Origin of the sequence: Microcoleus sp. B13-B6 (genome assembly GCF_036705405.1) — a bacterium.
GTDB lineage: Bacteria > Cyanobacteriota > Cyanobacteriia > Cyanobacteriales > Microcoleaceae > Microcoleus.
On record NZ_JAUBUJ010000045.1, the window covers coordinates 1 to 19,098 of the forward strand.

General features: G+C 43.0%; 13 protein-coding genes. 7 read left to right on the top strand and 6 right to left on the bottom strand.

The features are described 5' to 3' along the window. From QUB35_RS20045 to QUB35_RS20055, 3 genes are all read left to right on the top strand, one after another. Positions 1-207: hypothetical protein (locus tag QUB35_RS20045; RefSeq protein ID WP_333143519.1), on the top strand; the 207-nt coding region annotated here is incomplete at its 5' end. 121 nt (positions 208-328) lie between these two features. Next, entirely contained in the window at positions 329-1,003 is a 675-nt protein-coding gene (locus tag QUB35_RS20050; protein WP_333143520.1) for a hypothetical protein, read from the top strand. 347 nt (positions 1,004-1,350) lie between these two features. Next, positions 1,351-5,229 carry a tetratricopeptide repeat protein gene (locus tag QUB35_RS20055; RefSeq protein ID WP_333143521.1) on the top strand — a complete coding sequence of 1,293 codons (3,879 nt, stop codon included), beginning with the start codon at positions 1,351-1,353 and terminating at the stop codon, positions 5,227-5,229. Between the two features lie 50 nt (positions 5,230-5,279). Here QUB35_RS20055 and QUB35_RS20060 read toward each other — a convergent pair whose 3' ends face one another. The 5 genes from QUB35_RS20060 to QUB35_RS20080 are packed head-to-tail and all read right to left on the bottom strand — an operon-like array spanning position 5,280 to position 12,741. After that, the gene (locus QUB35_RS20060) at positions 5,280-7,535 is read right to left on the bottom strand and encodes a CHAT domain-containing tetratricopeptide repeat protein (RefSeq protein WP_333143522.1); all 2,256 of its coding nucleotides are present in this window, start codon (positions 7,533-7,535) and stop codon (positions 5,280-5,282) included. A 23-nt stretch (positions 7,536-7,558) separates the two neighbouring features. Next, a complete protein-coding gene (locus QUB35_RS20065) occupies positions 7,559-8,311 on the bottom strand; it encodes a DUF928 domain-containing protein (RefSeq protein WP_333143523.1) in 753 nt (250 codons plus the stop codon). Further along, the gene (locus tag QUB35_RS20070) at positions 8,308-10,671 is read right to left on the bottom strand and encodes a CHASE2 domain-containing protein (RefSeq protein WP_333143524.1); all 2,364 of its coding nucleotides are present in this window, start codon (positions 10,669-10,671) and stop codon (positions 8,308-8,310) included. The genes QUB35_RS20065 and QUB35_RS20070 overlap by 4 nt, the downstream gene beginning before the upstream one ends. 31 nt (positions 10,672-10,702) lie before the next feature. After that, the gene (locus tag QUB35_RS20075) at positions 10,703-11,956 is read right to left on the bottom strand and encodes a DUF1822 family protein (protein WP_333143525.1); all 1,254 of its coding nucleotides are present in this window, start codon (positions 11,954-11,956) and stop codon (positions 10,703-10,705) included. After that, the gene (locus tag QUB35_RS20080) at positions 11,953-12,741 is read right to left on the bottom strand and encodes a hypothetical protein (RefSeq protein WP_333143526.1); all 789 of its coding nucleotides are present in this window, start codon (positions 12,739-12,741) and stop codon (positions 11,953-11,955) included. The genes QUB35_RS20075 and QUB35_RS20080 overlap by 4 nt, the downstream gene beginning before the upstream one ends. A gap of 214 nt (positions 12,742-12,955) precedes the next feature. On the opposite strand from QUB35_RS20080, the gene QUB35_RS20085 reads away from it, so the two are divergent. Then, on the top strand, positions 12,956-13,531 hold the full coding sequence (locus QUB35_RS20085) for a glycine-rich domain-containing protein-like (RefSeq protein WP_333143527.1): 576 nt from the start codon (positions 12,956-12,958) through the stop codon (positions 13,529-13,531). Between the two features lie 134 nt (positions 13,532-13,665). Here QUB35_RS20085 and QUB35_RS20090 read toward each other — a convergent pair whose 3' ends face one another. Next, positions 13,666-16,137 carry a tetratricopeptide repeat protein gene (locus QUB35_RS20090; protein ID WP_333143528.1) on the bottom strand — a complete coding sequence of 824 codons (2,472 nt, stop codon included), beginning with the start codon at positions 16,135-16,137 and terminating at the stop codon, positions 13,666-13,668. Positions 16,138-16,438: 301 nt separating this feature from the next. On the opposite strand from QUB35_RS20090, the gene QUB35_RS20095 reads away from it, so the two are divergent. From QUB35_RS20095 to QUB35_RS20105, 3 genes are all read left to right on the top strand, one after another. Next, positions 16,439-17,089 (top strand): COP23 domain-containing protein, encoded by a 651-nt coding sequence (locus tag QUB35_RS20095; RefSeq protein WP_333143529.1) that lies wholly within the window; start codon positions 16,439-16,441, stop codon positions 17,087-17,089. Between the two features lie 21 nt (positions 17,090-17,110). Then, a complete protein-coding gene (locus QUB35_RS20100) occupies positions 17,111-18,031 on the top strand; it encodes a serine protease (RefSeq protein WP_333143530.1) in 921 nt (306 codons plus the stop codon). 110 nt (positions 18,032-18,141) lie between these two features. After that, positions 18,142-19,074: a serine protease gene (locus QUB35_RS20105; protein ID WP_333143531.1), complete on the top strand. Its 933-nt coding sequence runs from the start codon at positions 18,142-18,144 to the stop codon at positions 19,072-19,074. Positions 19,075-19,098 lie beyond the last annotated feature (24 nt).

Below are 19,098 nucleotides of genomic sequence, written 5' to 3' on the forward strand. Positions count from 1 at the left end.
GGTCACTTGTACGGAGGCAAGGGAAAACCCGGTGCCCTACTAGATATGCTGGCATCTGGAGATTTGGTTCTCGTACCAAAAACCGCAACAGATGTCATCAAATCTGTGGCACAGTTTTTAGAAGAAACCGAGCAGCCTGCCGTCAAATTGGATCTTTTGCAGAGGGACGGTAGTCAAACAATTCCTGCAGGGTCACAGCAAATCTAGACCAATCTGTTCCTGATGGTGGTAAAGCAGATGTGGCTATAAATTTTTAATCCTATTGTGCGCTCTCGGACTTTTTTTGTGGCGATCGCCACCATTGCTCAGCCTTTTATGCTCGCTCGCAATGTATCTTCTTACTCTGTCCAACCTCAATCAAACTGTCCAGCCTAACCAACTACAAAAACCATCTTTAGTTCCCAACTATCTCCAACAACATTTGCAACTACTTGTCAAGCAAATTCTAATGGGATTACCTGTCGAACCCATCCTCAATAACTATCCGCAGTTACAGCAGTGGGTTAACGAACTTAAAAAATTATCGCCAACGCTATTTTTACCGCAGCGAAAACTGTTTGTTGACATTCCAATTCAAGCAAAACTACACCTAAAAAAGCAGGGAGAAATAGTAAAACACTCTTCCCCTTCATTTAAAGTAATACAAGTTCCAGCAAATGTTGGTTTTGTCAAAGGACGACCAAAGCTATTTGAGTGGGCGATTCGGCATCCTGTAATGACTTGGGAAGACCGGGTAAAGTTATGGGTAGCTGCTCAATTCTTTAAGATAGAGCCTGAAAAGCTGCAACTAATTGTTTTGGCATTGCATCCAACTCAAAGAGCACAAAAAGTTAAATTTGTCTGGGATACTAAGCAACATCGACAAACCAAAAATTGGTTGCAAACCAAAATTCATTCTCAAACAATCAGTGAATTTATTAGTTTCGGTTATGCTTTAGGGGCAAAACCAGAGTCAATAGCAACTGCTATTAATTTCGATGAAATCGATGAAGTTAAGCTTTAACTCGTTCAATGATTGGAAACTGACAATTATGCTAAAGCTAAGGCTAACCCTGGTGTTGGATAAGTCCCAACAGCGGGGAAAGAGGCATAACACTCGGGTCAAGTACCACTAGAGATTGACCGATAACGGCGAACCTTGACACTCGTGTAGGGCTTTGAGACAATCTTGAATCACTGCGATCGCATTGCCATCAATGAAATAGAGCTAGTCCTGAGATAGTGCAAGTGGTTTTCAGCGCTGAATCGCTGGAAATATCGCTCTTTTGCCAAACTGGACAGAATTAAGTGATTATGCACTGGAGTATGCGTTGGGATATGATTTTTTTAGCTCTCTTCAGAGGTAACAATATGGCTTGGCATTGGAGACAATCTAGGCAGATGTTGCGGCGCTGCCGAATAAAATATCCAGTGTTAGCTCTGTTAACAATTGCTCTGGCTTTGTTAGCAACAGTGGCACCGGCCGGTTCTCGCATCGCCCCTGCAAGAATGGAAGGCACTGCCGATGTTGCAGTAGAGCGATCGCAGTTCATACTAGAGAAACTGGCTCAGCAGCAGGAAGCTACACCGTCACAAAACGATCGCGCTGCTGCTGAACGAGTTTTTCAGGAGGGAGAGGAACTACGCAACGAAGGGACAGCAGAATCTTTGCGACAGGCGATTCAGAAGTATGAACAGGCACTAGGGCTTTTGAAAAAGTTGGGCGATCGCCAATGGGAAGCTTCTACCCTCAGTCGCATTGGTTTAATTTACTCCTTATTGGGCGAATACAAGCAGGCCGTGGACTGCTTCAATCAGGAGTTGCTGATTTGGCAAGCTTTGGGCGATCGACACTGGCAAGCCGTCGCGTTAGACAATATTGGTAAAGCCTACCAATCATTGGGTGAAAAGCAAAAGGCGCTAGATTACTTCAACCAGGCAAAGTTGACTCAACAGCAAGTCACCCTATCAGAGAGCGATCGCGCTGCTGCTCAAAGGGCTTTTGACGAAGCGCTACAACTATCCCAGCAAGGGACAACAGAATCTCTGCGACAGGCAATTCAAAAGAATGAAGAGGCTTTAGGACTCTGGAGAAAAATAGGCGATCGCTACCAAGAAAGCGCGACTCTCAATAACATCGGTAATATCTACAGCTCCCTGGGTGACAAACAGAAAGCCCTAGACTATTACAATCAAGCACTAACATTATGGAGAACGCTTGGAGAGCGCACAAACGAAGCGCAAACGCTTTATAACATCGGTGAGATTTATGGCAACCTGGGCGAAAGGCAGAAAGCACTAGACTACTATAACCAAGCATTGTCGCTCTACCAAGCTGTGAAGGATAGAGCAGAGGAGGCGAAAACGCTCAACAAAGTTGGCTTGGTCTATTACAACTCAGGTGAATATCAGAAGGCTATTGACTACCTCAATCAAGGACTTGCAATCTATAAAACTATAGAAAACACTACAGGTATTGCTGATACAGTTGGGAACCTGGCCAGTATTTACCTAGAGCTAAATGAATATCAAAAAGTGATCGGCTTTTACAATCAAGCATTATTAATTTACCAAGCTACAGGAAATCGTGCTGGCGAAGGGCGGATGCTGATCAATATCGGTGTGGTATATATTAATCTACGAGAGACACAAAAGGCATTAGAACGCTTGACTCAAGCTCTTAAAATTTGGCAGGAGTTGAAAGACCGTCGCGGTGAAGCGTTTGCTCTTGGTAATATTGGTAATGTTTATAAAAACTTGAGCGAGTATGAGCAAGCACTCAACTATTACAATCAAGCCATCTCAATTTTTCGGGCTATAGGAGAGCGAGATCAGGAAGCTTACTCCCTCAATCAAATTGCTTTAACCTACCAAGACATGGGCGAGATGCAAAAATCTCTTGAGGTCTACAAGCAATCACTTGCAATACTAAACTCCATTGGAAACCGTGCTAGGGAAGGTGTGACGCTTAATAATATCGGCAATACTTATACAAATATTGGTGAGTATCAGAAAGCGCTGGATGCTTTTACTCAAGCGCTGCTGGTATCCCGTGATATTGAAAACCGTTGGTTAGAAGCAAAAGCACTTAGTAATATAGGTCAAATTTACCGGATTTTGGGTGAAACGCAGAAGGCATTAGATTACTATAACCAAGCCTTATCTCTCCATGAAACTGTTGGCGATAAGGAAGGAGAAGCGATCACTCTCAACAATATTGGCAGTATTTACAACATTTCAGGTGAGCAGCAGAAAGCGATTGAATACTATAACAGGGCATTGCCACTCCATCGCTCTGTTGGAAATCGTTACCAGGAAGCTGTTACGCTTACCAATATAGGTAAGGCCTACGATGATTTGGGTGAATATCAGAAAGCGCTCGATCGCCAAAACCAAGCTCTTTCAATCTGGAAAGCAATAGGTGCTCGCTACGGGGAAGCTTCCTCACTCAATAATATTGGTGCAGTTTACAGGTCTTTAGGCGAGCCTCAGAAGGCACTCGAATATTATAATCAGGCACTTGTTCTAAGACGAGCAACAAGCGATCGCCCTGGCGAAGCTTTTGCACTCAAAAATATAGCAGATGTTGAGGCAGCGCTTGGTAATCTCAACCAAGCTCTAACTCAAATAGAAGCGGCGATCGCAATTATTGAAAAGCTACGCACTAACATCGTTAGTTCGGATCTGCGTACTTCTTATTTTGCCTCAGTGCAAGCTACTTATGGACTTAACATTGACATCCTAATGGCATTGCATCGACAGAACCCCAACGCCGGTCACGACATAGCAGCATTTGAAGTCTCCGAACGCGCCCGCGCTCGCTCTTTAATCGAACTCCTGAATGAAGCGCGTGCCGATATTCGGCAAGGCGTAGAGCCCGCACTGCGCGACCTTGAACGTCAAATTCTACAGAAACTCACTGCAAAAATACAATATCAAGACCAACTACTCAAAAATCAGCATACAGAAGAACAAGCAGAGACTATTAGAAAAGAAATTTCTGAACTAGAAACACAACTGCAACAAGTGGAGGCGCAAATTCGTACTGCCAGTCCCCAATATGCCGAATTAACTCAACCACAACGCCTTAACTTCAAGGAAATTCAACAGGTAGTAGATGTTGATACTATCCTCCTATCTTACTGGCTCGGTGAAGAACGGAGCTATGTGTGGGCAGTTACCCCCACATCTGTTACTGTTCGTGAACTCCCCAAACGTGCCGAAATCGAAACCGCAGCGCTGGAATTCTACAACTATTTGACGACACCAAGTCTGTTCGATACAGCCGATGCGGAGGAAAAAGCTACTACCTTGAGCCAAATAATCTTAGCGCCCATTGCTGAACAATTACAGCAGAAACGCCTACTGATAGTAGGCGATGGCGAACTGCAATATACTCCATTCAGTGCCTTGCCAGTGCCGAAGTCGTCAACGACAGCCAGCCCCAAACTCTTAATCGCAGAACACGAAATCGTCAGCTTGCCTTCTGCCTCTACCCTGTCTATTATCAGGGAGTCTACAGCAAATCGGGCACTCGCCCCCAAAGCTGTTGCAGTGCTCGCCGATCCGGTGTTTGATGCTCAAGATGAGCGAGTCAAGGCATCTTCCAATCCTCCGACATTGCCTCTTTTAACCCCCAATCTCACCAGGGTTACTGAAAGTGAACGTGAAACTTGGACTCGACTTACCGGGACTCGCAAAGAAGCGGAAAGAATTTTATCTCTGGTGGCGGATTCAGAGGAAATGCAGGCATTTGATTTTGACGCTAACCTCGACAAACTCGCCGATTCTGTGTTAAGTAACTATCGGATTGTGCATTTCGCTACTCACGGCTTCTTCAATAGGAAGAACCGTCAGATTTCAGGGATTGTTTTATCTCTTGTAAACCAGCGAGGTGCATCACAGAATGGCTATCTGCTCACACCGACTATTTTCAACTTGAATTTACCTGCTGAATTAATTGTGTTGAGTGGCTGTGAAACCGGAAAGGGAGAAAATGTAAAAGGGGAAGGAATTGTGGGGTTGACAAGGGGATTCATGTATGCTGGTGCAAAAAGGGTGATGATGAGTTTGTGGACTGTGAGTGATGAAGAAGGAACACTAGAGCTAATGAGCCGATTTTACGAGAAAATGCTCAAAGATGGTTTGCCAGCGGCGCGGGCGTTGAGAGAGGCGCAATTGTCCATGATGCAAGAGGGGAAAGAGCCTTATTACTGGGCACCTTTTATCCTGCAAGGTGAATGGCGGTAGGGATAATAGTATGAAATGCTGAGCCGCGATCACCTCTCTCGAATTGATCGTTATTCTGCCTCACCAATCAGCGTGAAAGCCGCCCAGTCTTTTGGTAGGGGATGTGTCTGCTTCGCAACGAGCATCGCAGAGCGTAGCGCCTTGGCTTTATCGGCAGGATTTTTTTTCCACTGGCGGTAGAACTCTGCCATCAAGAAGCCTGTAGGCGCATCGGGGACTGACCACAAGGAGACAATAATGCTGGGGGTACCTGCTGAAATCAAAGAGCGCGACAGCCCAATCACGCCGTCGCCAGTGATGCGCCCCGAACCAGTATTGCAGGCACTAAGAACAACCAGTTCAGCGCTCAGAGACTTTCCTTGGGTTCGCTCTAGGTCAAGAATTTCTGCGGCCGTGAGCAGTCCACTATCACTACCGGAAGGGGCAAGTGCGATCGCGCTTCCCAACCCCCGCAGATCATCTAGTAACCCATGAGTTGCCAGATGAATGATTCTGGCTTGTCCCAATTGCGACATGACGGCTGTTTTTGTCGCACTAGCACCGGTTAGAGGTTTTGCATTCAACAAGCTAGCGATTTCACTCGCTTCTCGTCCAGCATCAGGGAGATCGGGTAACTCTTCAGCGGGGCCTCCCAGTAATAGGGGAACCTTCGGCATTGGTTGAGGATTACCAACCACTAGCGCGTCCTTCGCTGAGCCTGATAATTGTTGGCGCTGCTTACGGGTTAGATCGAGTACCTGAATTGAGGGTGCGGTACGGATGGTGTGTTTCTCGATTAAGTATTTGCCAGCAGAGTCTTGCAAAGCGGGGAAGGGAACGAGAAATAGTGGGCCTTGCGGGACAAAAATCACATGAGATTCTGGGTCATTTGGTAGTAAGTCAGCAATGGGTTCAATCAGTAGCTGGTGAAGTTGTTGCAATTCTGAACTAATTATATCTTTAACAATATGTTCAAGGGAGTTTTTAATAAAGTCTTGTAGAGTGGTGTTTTGCACCAAAGATTTAAGGTCACTTTTGCGAAAGACTGCCTCCCCTGTGGGCTTAACGACCCAAATAAAAAGTTTTTTATCTTCAGGTATAATAGAATATTCAACGACAAAAGCTTTTTGTTCTTTAGCGATTTGTTTTAACTCGTAAATGTTCAGAAAGTTAATATTATTTTCTACCCCAGGTTGTAAATAGAAATTCTTGGCTAATAACTCAATAAAAGCACGAGCGCGACCGCGTTCAGCAATTTCCAAAGCTGCATCACTTTTATTTAAAGTAACCAGAACTTGTTGTAAATTGCGGTAAGGATTTCCTTGGGTTTCAAAAAGAGATACTTTGTTAGTATCATCTAATCCTATTCGCAGAGATTCCTGAAGTTTTATCGATGAAAGTAATACTTCTGAAGCTTCCACTAATTTACCTGTTGCCATCAAAGCTGCTCCTAGATTATTAAGAGCTACTGCCTGCTCCGAAGGAACGCCAGATGCTTGTGTGCTCGCTACATATTGTCGCATCGCTTTAATGGCTTTTTCATAATTGCCCATCTCCAGATAAACAAGTCCTAAACCAGGGTCAATTGAACCCTTTAGTCCACCGCGAGCCACACTTATCTCTGAAGCTTGCTCGTAGTATTCGATAGCTTTTTGATAATTTCGGCGAGTGGCTTCAAGCATTCCTAAATTGCTCAAAGCAAACTGAGTACCTTCGTCATTACCAAGACTTTTTGTAATCCTTAACTGTTCCTCCCAAGCTTCAGCAGCTTTCTCATACTGACTGAGATCAAAATACACTAATCCTAAATCATTTAAAGCTTCCCACACTAACTTTTGATTCCCAAGCGAACGCACAAGTTCTAACTGCTGCTCTAGCAAATTAAGGGATTGTTCATAATTGCCTAAAGCACGGTGAAGCAATCCTAATTGGCGCAGTGCCATTGCTTCACCTTCACGGTTGGGAATGCTTCGCATGATTTCTAAAACTTTTCCCAGATCCTCAAGAGAGCGGGCATATTTGCCGAGTTTCTTGTAGGTAATCGCACTATTACCTAGAGCTTGCGCCTCTCCAAAGCGATCGCCAATTTCCTGATAAATTTTTAAGGCTTGTTGAAAAAAATTTAAAGCAGCTTCAAATTGAGCAATACGAAACTGTTTTGTACCTTGCTGAAACAGTAAATCTGCTTCAGCTTTTCTGGCTTCTCTTGATGTTTGAACTAACATCTGAGATTCGGAAAATGCTTCCGGTAAAAACCAATATAAAACCCCTAAAATTGTTATTGAAAAAGTAGCAAGTGAAATTATAAAAATTCCCCCTATACGCATTGCTGTTCATTTTCCTATATAGATTACAAAACCAAATCTTCTGATGCAATATCAGCTAATCCAATTTCTCCTAGTAAATCAGCCCACTCCTCAATGAAATTTTGATCTTGGGGAGCTTTAAGGCGAAGTTTGGCGAGAGTTGTCAAAGCATCAAACCACAAACCATTTTCAGCGTAAATTATGGCGCGATCGTGTTCCTCAGTCACCTCTTTTAACTGATTCTGAACTGCCGAACTTAGCAACTCTCGCCTCACCTCTCCTTTGACAAACTTATCCGCAGTCCTGTTAGCTGGATTACAAATTACTGAAAAGACCCATTTGTATTTTTTACCAATCTCTAATGTTTTAGCTATAGTAACTCTGGTAATTCCAGATGTCTTCGCCAATGGCAAAGCAGTGCTATAAACTAATTTATTCTTTTCATTCAGCAGCACAAGCTCTGCTGAGCGATTTTTTACAGCAGTATAGGGAATATAAAACCAAAGAGTCGGACGCTCTGAAATAGTTAACCCTATATTTGTGTCTGGAATCAAAGCTGTGAGTGGTTTTTCCACCATTGGACAATCCCCGCGACTAGCCCCACTTCTTCGGGAACCAGACGCTTTTATGATAGGCGTAACAAAACGTACTCGTTTTCTTCTTCTATTTTGAGCAATAGAAGTATTGTTAAATAATTCGCCTGTGGCAGACTGTGCCACTAATTCTGGATAGATGCTAGTCAAACTAAGGATTACCAAAGAAAGCCCTAGTTGTATTCTCTTTGTTATCGAGGTCATAACTCCCTACTTATTAATGCTCTGTAAACTCTGATAATCCATCCACTTACGATCAAAGCCAATACCGAGGGAATAAGTGGTATCCAACTGCCTTGGATTAATAAAAGTATAAAGCAAATTCCCGATAAAGTAATCGTAGCAACTGTTAGTGCCACGCTCCCCTCCAAAAGTTTGCGTCGGCTCCAAATTAGTACGCTTCCCACCAATGACCAACCCCAAATCCAGAGAAATTCACCCCATTGTGGCCAAACACTTAACAAGTGACGATCGTCCACAACTGCACTAATAATTTGGCTCACCATTTGCGCTTGAATAACTACTCCAGGCATTTTATCGTAAGGTGTAAGGTGAATATCAGGTTCAGAATTAGTTGGGTCGGTAACACCAATAAGAACGATTCGGTCTCTGATAGAATTAGGATCAAATTTATTATTTAAAACCTCTATAATGCTAATTCGCGATGTTAAAATGGAAGTGGATCGATAATTCAGCAAAATTTGGTAATCCCTCAAATTTCTTGTTCGATAGCCACCTACACGAGAAGGTCGATCGAGATTGGTTTGCAAAGGTTTGAATACAACCTTACCTAATTTGGGATATTGAGTATCTGTAGGCTCAATTCCATAGCGCTCTTGTAAGTAATCAAGTGCCACTCGCAAACTAAAAGAATCATTAGTGCGACAAGGAGAATTAACGTCTGGGCTTAAACGCAATAAGTGTCGGCGAATAACATTGTCAGAGTCAGGGACTAGATCGCTAAAGCCCTGACGATCTATATTAGAAACCGAAGGCGGGGGCAAAACTCCAGGGTCTTTATCATCCTTAACTTTACAGACGACGATCAGGCGGTCGTTTTGTAACTGTTTTACTAATTCAGAATTACCACTTGCTATGGGGCGATCGCGATAGATATCCAGACCAATAACAAGAGGCTGGTATGCTTCTATCTTCTTCAACACTTGAGCGATAATCCCATCTGGTAGTGGAAAGCCATATTTCTTAATATCTTCAGTATTAGCTTCAATTAACACCAGTCGCGGGTCTTCTCCTTCATGGGGTCGCAGCCTCATTATTGTGTCAAAAGCCTTCAATTCTACTATCTCTAACCACCCTATTTCTCGCAATCCGATTACAAAGCTAGTTGCTGCCAAACTAGCTAGTAATGCAATACGAAGTTTAACCCAGTTCGACTTAATAAGGCGATCGCCCTTCTTCGCATTCCCTAGTTGCTGCCAAGTTGGAGGAATTTCTGCCGGATTCTGGCAAATTACTGGCAGCCAAGTCACCCCAGGCCAAATTTGCTCCCAATCTTCGAGACGCTGGCGCGATCGCCTCACAGATGTCTGCAATGACTGACCGCTAGCATATTCAGTAAGAAACTCCTTCAAAAAAGCTTGTGCGATCGCATCAGGCACTTCTTCCCGCATCACTATCACAACTGGAATATACAAACCCGCTTGCGCTAAATCCCGTACTAACCCCATACTATCGCAAGAGTTAAAAATAGCTATTTTCAATCCTTGACCAATAGCTTCTCGTAGAGAATTTCTGAAATCTAAGACTTCTAAACTATTATTTTGATTAATATAAATTCTAGCGCTTTCTGCCACCATTTCACTATGCCCAGAAAAGAGAAATAGATCCCAACCTATTTGGCTTCTAAGCTGCTTCAAGAAATCTTGAGGCTGAGGTCGATCGAGAAATGTAGCATCAGCAGAAGACAAACGCTCAACCTCTGCTCTATCAGTCTGGACATTAATACCTGTACTATCGCCAAGAACCCCTAAAATGCGGACCTTACCTTTGCGGATAACTGGTTTATTCAGCACTTTAGGGCGTTTAAACTCAGAGGAACTCAAAGCTATTTCCACATCACTACCATCATCATCCTGCAATAAATCCCAAACGTGCCAAGGCAATTTCCAAAGCACAGGATCGGGATTATTAATTTGGATAATTATCCGAATTTCACCTTTTTTATTACTTAACTCCTTCAGCAGTCCTTCCCTAATTGGCTGCCAAGTACCTCCTGACTTCAGCCAATGTTTCATCTCAGCTTCTAAACTGCGAGCTAATCGACGACAAGCTGACACTCCCTCACTACTAGCGCGGTTTGTTGTTTGTCCGATTTCAGAAACTGAATTATCGTTTTTAGAGCGCATTAAATTAGGGACAAGAGGCTTTAAAGTGAGGTAAGCTGAGTGCCAAAGTTCATAAAAAGCCCGAACTTTTAATTTTTCTGGTAATCGGCCACAAATGTCTTCAGTGGGAGGCGCATTGTCTGACCAAAATTGCAGCGAAACATCAAATCCTTTCCTAAAATCTCCCACTCCTATTTTTAAAACGGCTACTCGGCTCATTGCTACCTTTCCAGAATAATATTTTCCTTAATTAGATCGCAAAATCTTCGGTCACGCTAGTATTTTCCAGAGATATCCTGATGCGAAAGCGACTACCAATAGGGAAACTATGGCGCAACTGGATACAGTCATCGATACCTATACCTTGAGAATTTGTTCTAGCTTCAACTTCTAGGAAAGTATCTCCTTCTGAGGAGAGGATAGTAAGTTTAAGGTGAGGTGGTAAAACTTGTCGATCGCCAGTTGGCTGCACTTGTATAAACACCTCAACTTCATTCTCAGATTTTGGCATTAATCCTACAATTAAGCTGACTGATGCAGTTCCTAATTGCATTCCTAAATCAATCAACTTGGCTTTTCTGACAGCCGCTTCCGGGTGATTGGGAGCAATTTTTCCCAAGGCGATCGCGGTTTGCCAACGAGTTTCTGGATCGCCCGTACTGTGCAATAATTTAGTTAAAGCAGCAATAACTTCTGAATTGCCAGTACCTATTTCCCCTAATAAGTTAACAGTATGGCGAAGGATGAGTTCCTCGGAATTAGTTTGCAACAAGAAAATTAATGCGGAAATTGCTGCTTCAGAGTCGCTACTTTGAGGGCGATCGCCACCTTGTGAACGAAAACCTAATCTTGTTGGTGATGCTGCTGTCCACAGCGATTCTATAGCTTCCACAGTTTGCCACCCTGCTTGAGCCATTTCTTCCCAAAAATTCCGCAACCTCTGGCTCAATTCCTCTAGTATTGTGCCTTGTAAAGGAAATTCTTTTAAGATTGACGGTTGTTCAATTGCCTTTTTAAATTCTAACTCATTCAATTGTTCTATTAAATAATCAAGCGGTAAAAGGTCTGCGATCGCCACCTGTTCTAACAATTCTTCTGCCTGATTATTTTTGATAAATCCTAATAATTGCACTGCGTCTAAACGCTCGGCAAACTGAACCGCTACATACCCGATTAAATCTTCCCTAAATTCCCCCGTTAAATTTAAAAATTGCTCTCCAGGCAACACAGGTAGGCATTCTATATTACCCATTCCTGGCAAGACTAGATCGGTAGCATTTAATAAACCGCAAAGCGCTAGATTTGCACTATCTCCCGCCTGCAAATCCGTCTCAATTCCCATTGATTCTAAAAAACGGCTGACAGCAAAAACAGCCAGGGAATTTAGATAAACCCGCTTGCCTTTTGCTGGCGAAGTCTGCTGTGCAGCTAAATGCTCTGCCCAACGATGCGCTGTCAATTCTAAAGATACTGCGAATGGTGGCAAAATAGTGCTGGAAGTCATAGCTTTTCTCCTAAAAACTTTCTTTCATATTCTACTAAATTATTTTCGATATCTGCCAAAATTTCATGGAGTAGCGGACGGCATCTATTCCTCCAATGAGTGTGAATAGTTTGTTCCTTAATGTCAAAACTTTTCGCTAAAGAGCGCACACTAATCTTTTTTTCAGCAGCAATTTTCCCTTCCTTTAGGCTAACCAGATTTCCGGGGCTAGTTAAGTACATAGCCTTTAACAGCATTTGGCAGTTACAGGCTAAGCAATTTCTTGGGTGACAGCCACTTAATTTCTGTAAGTAATCCTGTTCGATGTAAAGTTCCAATATTAAGGCTTTTCTTTGAGTACGATCAGTCTGAGACTTCTCAATCAAAGATTCTATGCCATCCAGCAAAGGTGCATTAAAACCGACATCGGGCAGAGTCTCTAAGAATGAAACCTTTTCAGAAAACCCTGGAGCATCCAGACTTAGTGGCAAAGGTTGAGCGCGATATAAGTCTAAAATTCGATATCTCAAATAGCCATTAAACCAAATTACAAATTTTGTTCTGAGGTTCTCAGGATGTTCGCGATCGATATCGACTTTAAACTTAATGATAAAGACTTTGATATTAACTCTAACATACTCCAAAGTCTTGTTAAGCGCCTCCAGATAATCTGGATGAGGGCTTTTCATAATTCTTGGCACTGTAGGAATCCTAGCTAACAAGCGCTCCATGTCTTGAGAACGTTCCCCGCCAGGGCCAAGGACTCCTTGGATGAGTCGCCGCAACTGTTCGTCCCGTTCAGTCATACAAAGTCAGAAACTGAAATGTTCTCTTCAGTATGCAGCATAAGGGTTCTGGTGTAAAGACATCTGGGGCTTTTGCTGTCTCTGAGATGACTGTCGATAAAATTTTTGGCAATTTTGCAATAATTTTTTGAGCTTATCCAGTACATATTATAGAAGCAGTTGGCCAACGAGCTTCTTCAACCTTTAGTTCAAAGTAAGAAGAGGAGTTCGACTTATGTCAGTTGAGCAGAAAGTTGTGCGTGCAGAAGTTCAAGTTTTTCTTAACAAACTAAGAACATTAGATTTGGGGCCAATTGCGTATAAGCTAATGCACCCAGAAAAAGGTCGGGGTTGGACAAAAGCAAAAACAGTAAGGGCGATCGCGCGTTACATGGCATTTTTGGGACTCATTTACCTATATCCCAATCAGCAGTTCGTCCCCACACAGGAAATAGATGCAGTTTGGCACAATCACATTTTGGATACCACCAAGTATCACCAAGACTGTGAACTTTTATTTGGCCGCTACGTTCACCATTTCCCTTATTTTAGTCTGCGGGGTGAGGCGGATGAGCAAAATTGGCAGGCAGCTTTTGCTGACACTCAAACTATTTTCAAGCAGCATTTTGGCATCGCTCCTAGTGACAAACTAGATCGATCTAAAATCTGGCTGAAAGCTGAGGAGAAAAAAAATAAAGGTTCTCGTTGTGAAAATCTGAAAACTTCCGATTCCAAGAAGAAAGGGAGAAATCGCCCAACTGTTGATATTAAAGCCGAAGTCTTGGCTGTTTTTCCTAAACCTTTGAGTTAACATTTTTTACCATTGTCACGTATCTTGTAGGGGTGGGTTTATTGAGATTATTTGTGAGATGTCAAATATCCTTGCGAACACGCTCCTACAGATTTTGTTCAAGATTTTACCAGCTTTTTTTGAAAGAGGGTAATTCAAATTGGCTCTCTACTGACTGATAAACCTTGAATAAAAACTGTCATTCTTTCAACTTCCGGCAGCATTCCCAAGGCAGTAAAGTCTTCAATCGCTAAATTTGCCCAGTGGTTTGCTGCTGTTAAATCCTTCTGTTTCTTTACGAGAAAAGCGAACGATTCTTTACAGTAAGCTTCCCGACTCCGATCTTGTTTGACTTGGGCAATTTCCAAGCTTTCCTCTAATAAAAGTCTAGCTTCATCAAAATTTTCCTGCTCGACAGCAATATCTCCTAGCCAATTTTTTGCTAAGGCGATACTACGCTGCCAGCCTGTATCTTGAGCTTTTTTGAGGGTTTCTTGATAGTAGATTTTAGCTTGTTCATAATCTCCTTTTAGGAAGTAGATTTTTCCTTGGTAATAAGAAATATGAATGTGGTGGCGTTTTGATTTTTCGTCTTGTGGCTTATTAATTTTTACCAAAGCCAAAGCTTTTTTTAGCCATAAAAGCGCTTTTTCAAACTGTTTTTGTCCTATTCGGAGAACGGCAATATTAATTATTAAATCAACCTGAAAAGTGTGACTTTGATAATGGCGAAGTTGCCACGTTTCTTTGAGTAAACTTTCTGCTAATTCTAAATGTTTTGCCTGTCCCACGATCGTGAGAGTCCAAGCGCGATCGCACATTGCTTCGGCAGCAGTTTTCCAGTCTTCTCGGCTCTTCGCTGCTTCGATTAACCATTCTGTCCAATCTAAGCGGTAACTCCAATAAGTTAAGCGATCGCGGTTATAACTCTGAGCGTAAGAATAAGCGTTTATCTGATGCCAAAATTCTAAGAACTCACTGTATTTTTCTTGACTAATACACCAATCAATCACTGCTTGAATATTTTCCCATTCAGCACTCAGTTCATTGTAATTGTTCCACTCTTTCCCATCTTGACCACCGTGTTTTTGGGAATATTTTAGATACCAGGAAAGCCAGCGTTCCCGCGCTGCTGCTTCAAAGTCACTGTTTATTTTTAATTCATTCAAGACGTATTCGCGAGTTAAGGAAATCATTTGATAGCGGTTTTCCTGGTATTTAATCAAAGAAAGTTGCTGTAATTTGGCTAGAGCTTCATCAATGGCTTCTCCATCGCGATCGTTTGGGATAGCAGTTTGTATAATTGCCTCTTCTAAAGCGGGATGAGGGAATAATGCCACCGTCATTAATAATTGGTAAGCTAATTTTCCTCTAAGCGGTTGAATTGAACCTTCAAAACAAAAAATAGCGACTTTACCTGTGGGTGAAAGCAATCGATTTAAAACAATTTCCAGCTTGTAGTTTGCTGCTAATTGACCGACTACATAAACGATCGCTGCGGGGATGCCACTTGTTTTGCGGTAAATTTCAGAGGCTGCTGTTTCTGATAAAGTTAGAGCTTTTGCTTCAGCTTGTTGTTGAATGAGATGTAACCCTTCATTAAAAGGTAAACTATCAAGCAATATCCGAGGAAAATCAGTTTGAATGCGGGTAGTAATCACCGCTTTTACTGCGATCGGTAAATCCTGCAAAAAATCTAGTACAATTTGTTGCTCATCAAGAGTTTCCAAATTATCTATAATTAACAGAGTTTGATGCTGACTTAAACGGTGGCGAATGAGTTTTTGCTGTTCGTTAAAGTCGGCACGAATAATATTAAAACTGTTTAGAGTACGAGCGATTGCTTGGAAGATATCTGTTAGTGTACGCTCGCGACAGAGACGTTTTTCGATACCTTTTTTTGTTAAATACTGTGCTTTCGCTGAGGTAAAGATAATTGCTTCAAAAGTAGGAACATTGGCATTTTCCGGGTTAGCATTTAGGCAGCGATAAGCAGCTTCTAATGCTAGAGATGTTTTCCCTACGCCACCACAACCTTCAATACTAATTCGGCTGTGATCGCTATCAAAAGAGAGAAAGGCTAGCAACCGTTCAATTTCTTGTTCTCTACCGATAAAACTACCATTTTTACCAGGTAAGTTTTGGCGGATATCGGAAAAAATGGCAGATTTTTTTTGCGGTTGTTCAGCAATTTTTTGCCAATTTAAGCCTAAAATATGACAATAGGCTTTAAAAGCTTGCTCGTTAATCCCCACACACTTTGTAGGAGAGGCAAAATTGCTCCAAGTACGGTAAGAAATGCCGCGAGCAAAGGCTGTACCTTCGTCTATAAGTTGGGTAATTCTTTCAAACAGTGAACCTTGCTGCGACTGTGTAATTATTGTCTTAATTTCATTGATATCTTGATATTTCTCGACTCGCAAAAACTGCTCGAAATTTGTCACCCATCCTGGGTCATTGGGCTTCCAACCTTTTTCCTCGGCATATTGGTTAATGAGCCATTGACTCGCTTCGATTAAAGGAGTGAGGTTATCTTCTTTTGCTACCCATTTCTTTTGATTGGCGTTCCTAGCTTGCTGAATTTGTCGGTGTCCTTGCTCGGAGGCTCTGAGAGTTGGCTGGCTCATACACAGTTCGGGATAAAAGTCAAGATCAGTTTTAATCCGTCTGAGATGATCGTGACTCATCTTAGAGCGGCATTGTAAAAAGGATGAGAAGCTCAGAGCCAATAATTTTAGAGCAGATTTATCAGGTGCATCGCTGCTGTGAGGAGTTGAAAAGTTATTGGCACAGCCTACGTTGGGCATCGGGCTGATTTCCACCAGATGAGTTAGCCAAACTGTTGGTGGAAGTGGTGCGATCGCCCTTATTACTCAAGATAACTCAAAGTTGCAACTCAATTAATTTTGTCAGAGAGGTTAATTCCACATGAATAAATTGCAATCACTGATGGCGGTTGTGGGAATAGGCGCGATCGCGATCGGCACAGCCGCCACCTTCAATCAACCCAGCTACGCTCAAAGCACCACATTCTTTTGTGGCATGAGTAGCGACGGCGTACCAACAACCTTTGCCAACACGCCACGAGGAACGGTTCAAGTCGTGAAGTGGACTTCTGAACATTTTACCGATGCTGGATACAGTCCAGAACGGCGCTGCCAAGAAGTATCGAGTCGCTTCCAATCGTTCAAGAACAGAGGCCAACTGAACTCCCTCACTGCTGGATATCTTAACGGTCAGCCAGCTATTTGTGTAGGAGACGGTAATCCTCCATGCACTTCAGAAAAATTGCTATTTACTCTTAAACCGGGTGCTAATGCTGCTGCGAGACTCCAGCAGTTATTTGACATCCGTTCTGGTGCTTCTGGTGCTCCTCTTTATGAAAGCACTCGCGATCATCGCAGTTCATCTGGTAGTTCTGCTACCGTCGATTTTAATCAGTTTCTCCAACAAGCATCTGTTGTTCAAGCCTCTGGTTCTGCTCCTAATTCTGCTCCCAATTCTCAACCAGCTAACATTCCTGCTGCCCGTCAGCCTAATGTTCAGCCCAGCAACGGTGGTGGCGGTAATGCTTGGTAAAAATCACTGAGGACGTGCAGCATGAAGTGGTCAAGCCTGGAGTTTAAACTCCGTTTTGGCTATTTGTTAATCGCCTGTATTGGCTGTTGGTATATTCAACAGCCTGTACAGTCCTTACCTGTCAGCAAAACGCGAGTATTAGAGGTAAATGGGAGTAGAGAAAGCGGTCAAAAGCTGACTGTAGCCCAAGTCAAAAATGAGGCACGGGCGATCGCGGTGAAGGTGATATCTGGATACGGTGCAGGTTCAGGAATCTTGGTTAAAAAGCAAGGTCAGACCTACACAATCCTGACTAACAACCATGTTTTAGCCGTTGGCGAAAGCCACCGCATTCAAACTCCCGACGGAAAAATCTATCAGGGTGAATTGCTCAGAAATCAGTCTTTTGAAGGCAACGATCTCGTTTTATTGCAGTTCAAAAGTGCCAGTGAATATGCAGTAGCGCGGTTAGCTTCATCGTCAGTTGTTGTTGGAGATGAAGTCTTTGCTGCCGGGTTTCCCGGTCAAGATGCTGCTGAGAAAAGAGCGTTTGAATTTCTGTCTGGGAGCATTTCCTTTTTGTGTCCGAAAGCATTAGCTGGAGGGTATCAAATTGGCTATAGCAATCCAGTTTCTAAGGGAATGAGCGGCGGCCCGTTGCTAAATAGCAGGGGTGAAGTTGTGGGGATTAATGGAATGCACGCTTATCCTTTGTGGGGCGATCCTTATGTATTTAAGGATGGTTCTAAGCCAGATTTACCACGGGATTTAATGGTGCAATCTAGTTGGGCAATTCCGATTGAAACTTTTGTGCAATTAGGCAATAAACCCACAGGGAATGTTCGTAGCTATTCTCCCACTTTGAGCAATAGGGAAACTTTGGGCGATCGCAGAGAGGAGAAGGGCAACCACGGGGGGTTTGCCCCTACTAAACCACAAATTCCTCCGGGATGGTTGTGGTAAAAAGAGCGATTCGTAGGGGCTGTACCCCCGTGTCCGCCCAGCCCTCCGCAATCGCCCCGATTCAATTCCCTGTTTTTCAGTTTTAATTCACTTTATTTCGAGGTAAAAACATGAAGTATTGCGAAGGATTATCGGCTGTGCTGGCTGGGACTGCGATCGCCACCGCGATCGTCATCACATTACCATCATCAGCAATGGCATTAACAGGCGAAGAAATCAGTGACATCTCCCGTGAAATCACCGTTTTGATAGTCGATACCAAAACAGAAGGCGTACACGGTTCCGGGTTTATAATTTCTAAAAATGGAAAAAATTACTCCGTCCTCACAGCCCATCATGTCGTTGATGTTGAGAGTGAATATCGGCTAGTAACCGCTGATAAGAAATCCCACAAAATTGATTATCAGACAATCAAAGTTTTGTCCGGAGTCGATTTAGCAGTTGTACAGTTCACTGCTGATGAAAATTATTCAGTAGCTAAGCTCGCTAATTCAGACTTAGCAAAAGAAGGAGGGCAAGTTTTTGTATCTGGATGGCCAGCACCAGCGGCTCAAGTTCGGGAACGAATTCGCCTGTTTGTTCCAGGTGCAATTACATCGCGTTTAGATACACCTATCGCACAAGGTTACTCGATGGTTTACAGCAGTATTACTAGAGGTGGCATGAGTGGCGGCCCAGTATTGGATGCAGCGGGGCGAGTAATTGGAATTCACGGTTTAGGAGACTCAGAAAATCCAGATAAGCTAGGAAAGCAGTTAGCAAAGATAGGAGTTCCGCAGGAATCAGCAGGGCAAATACTTAGCTTATTCAGGCTGCCTGGTTATAACTTAGGAATTCCAATTAATACCTTTTTGACTGGGGCTCCGCAGGCGGGAGTTTATTTGAGTTTGCAGGTGGAAAATACCCCTGCTACTCAGCTAAGTGCTGCTTATGTTCCGTCGGAAAAACCTGATAAGCGGGATACGATTGATAACATCAATAACACCTTAAATACAATCGATCGGGTGAGAGGTCTTGGTTGCAGATTTGGCATCTGCTTCTAGGGTTTTCTAATGTTTTGGTGGTTG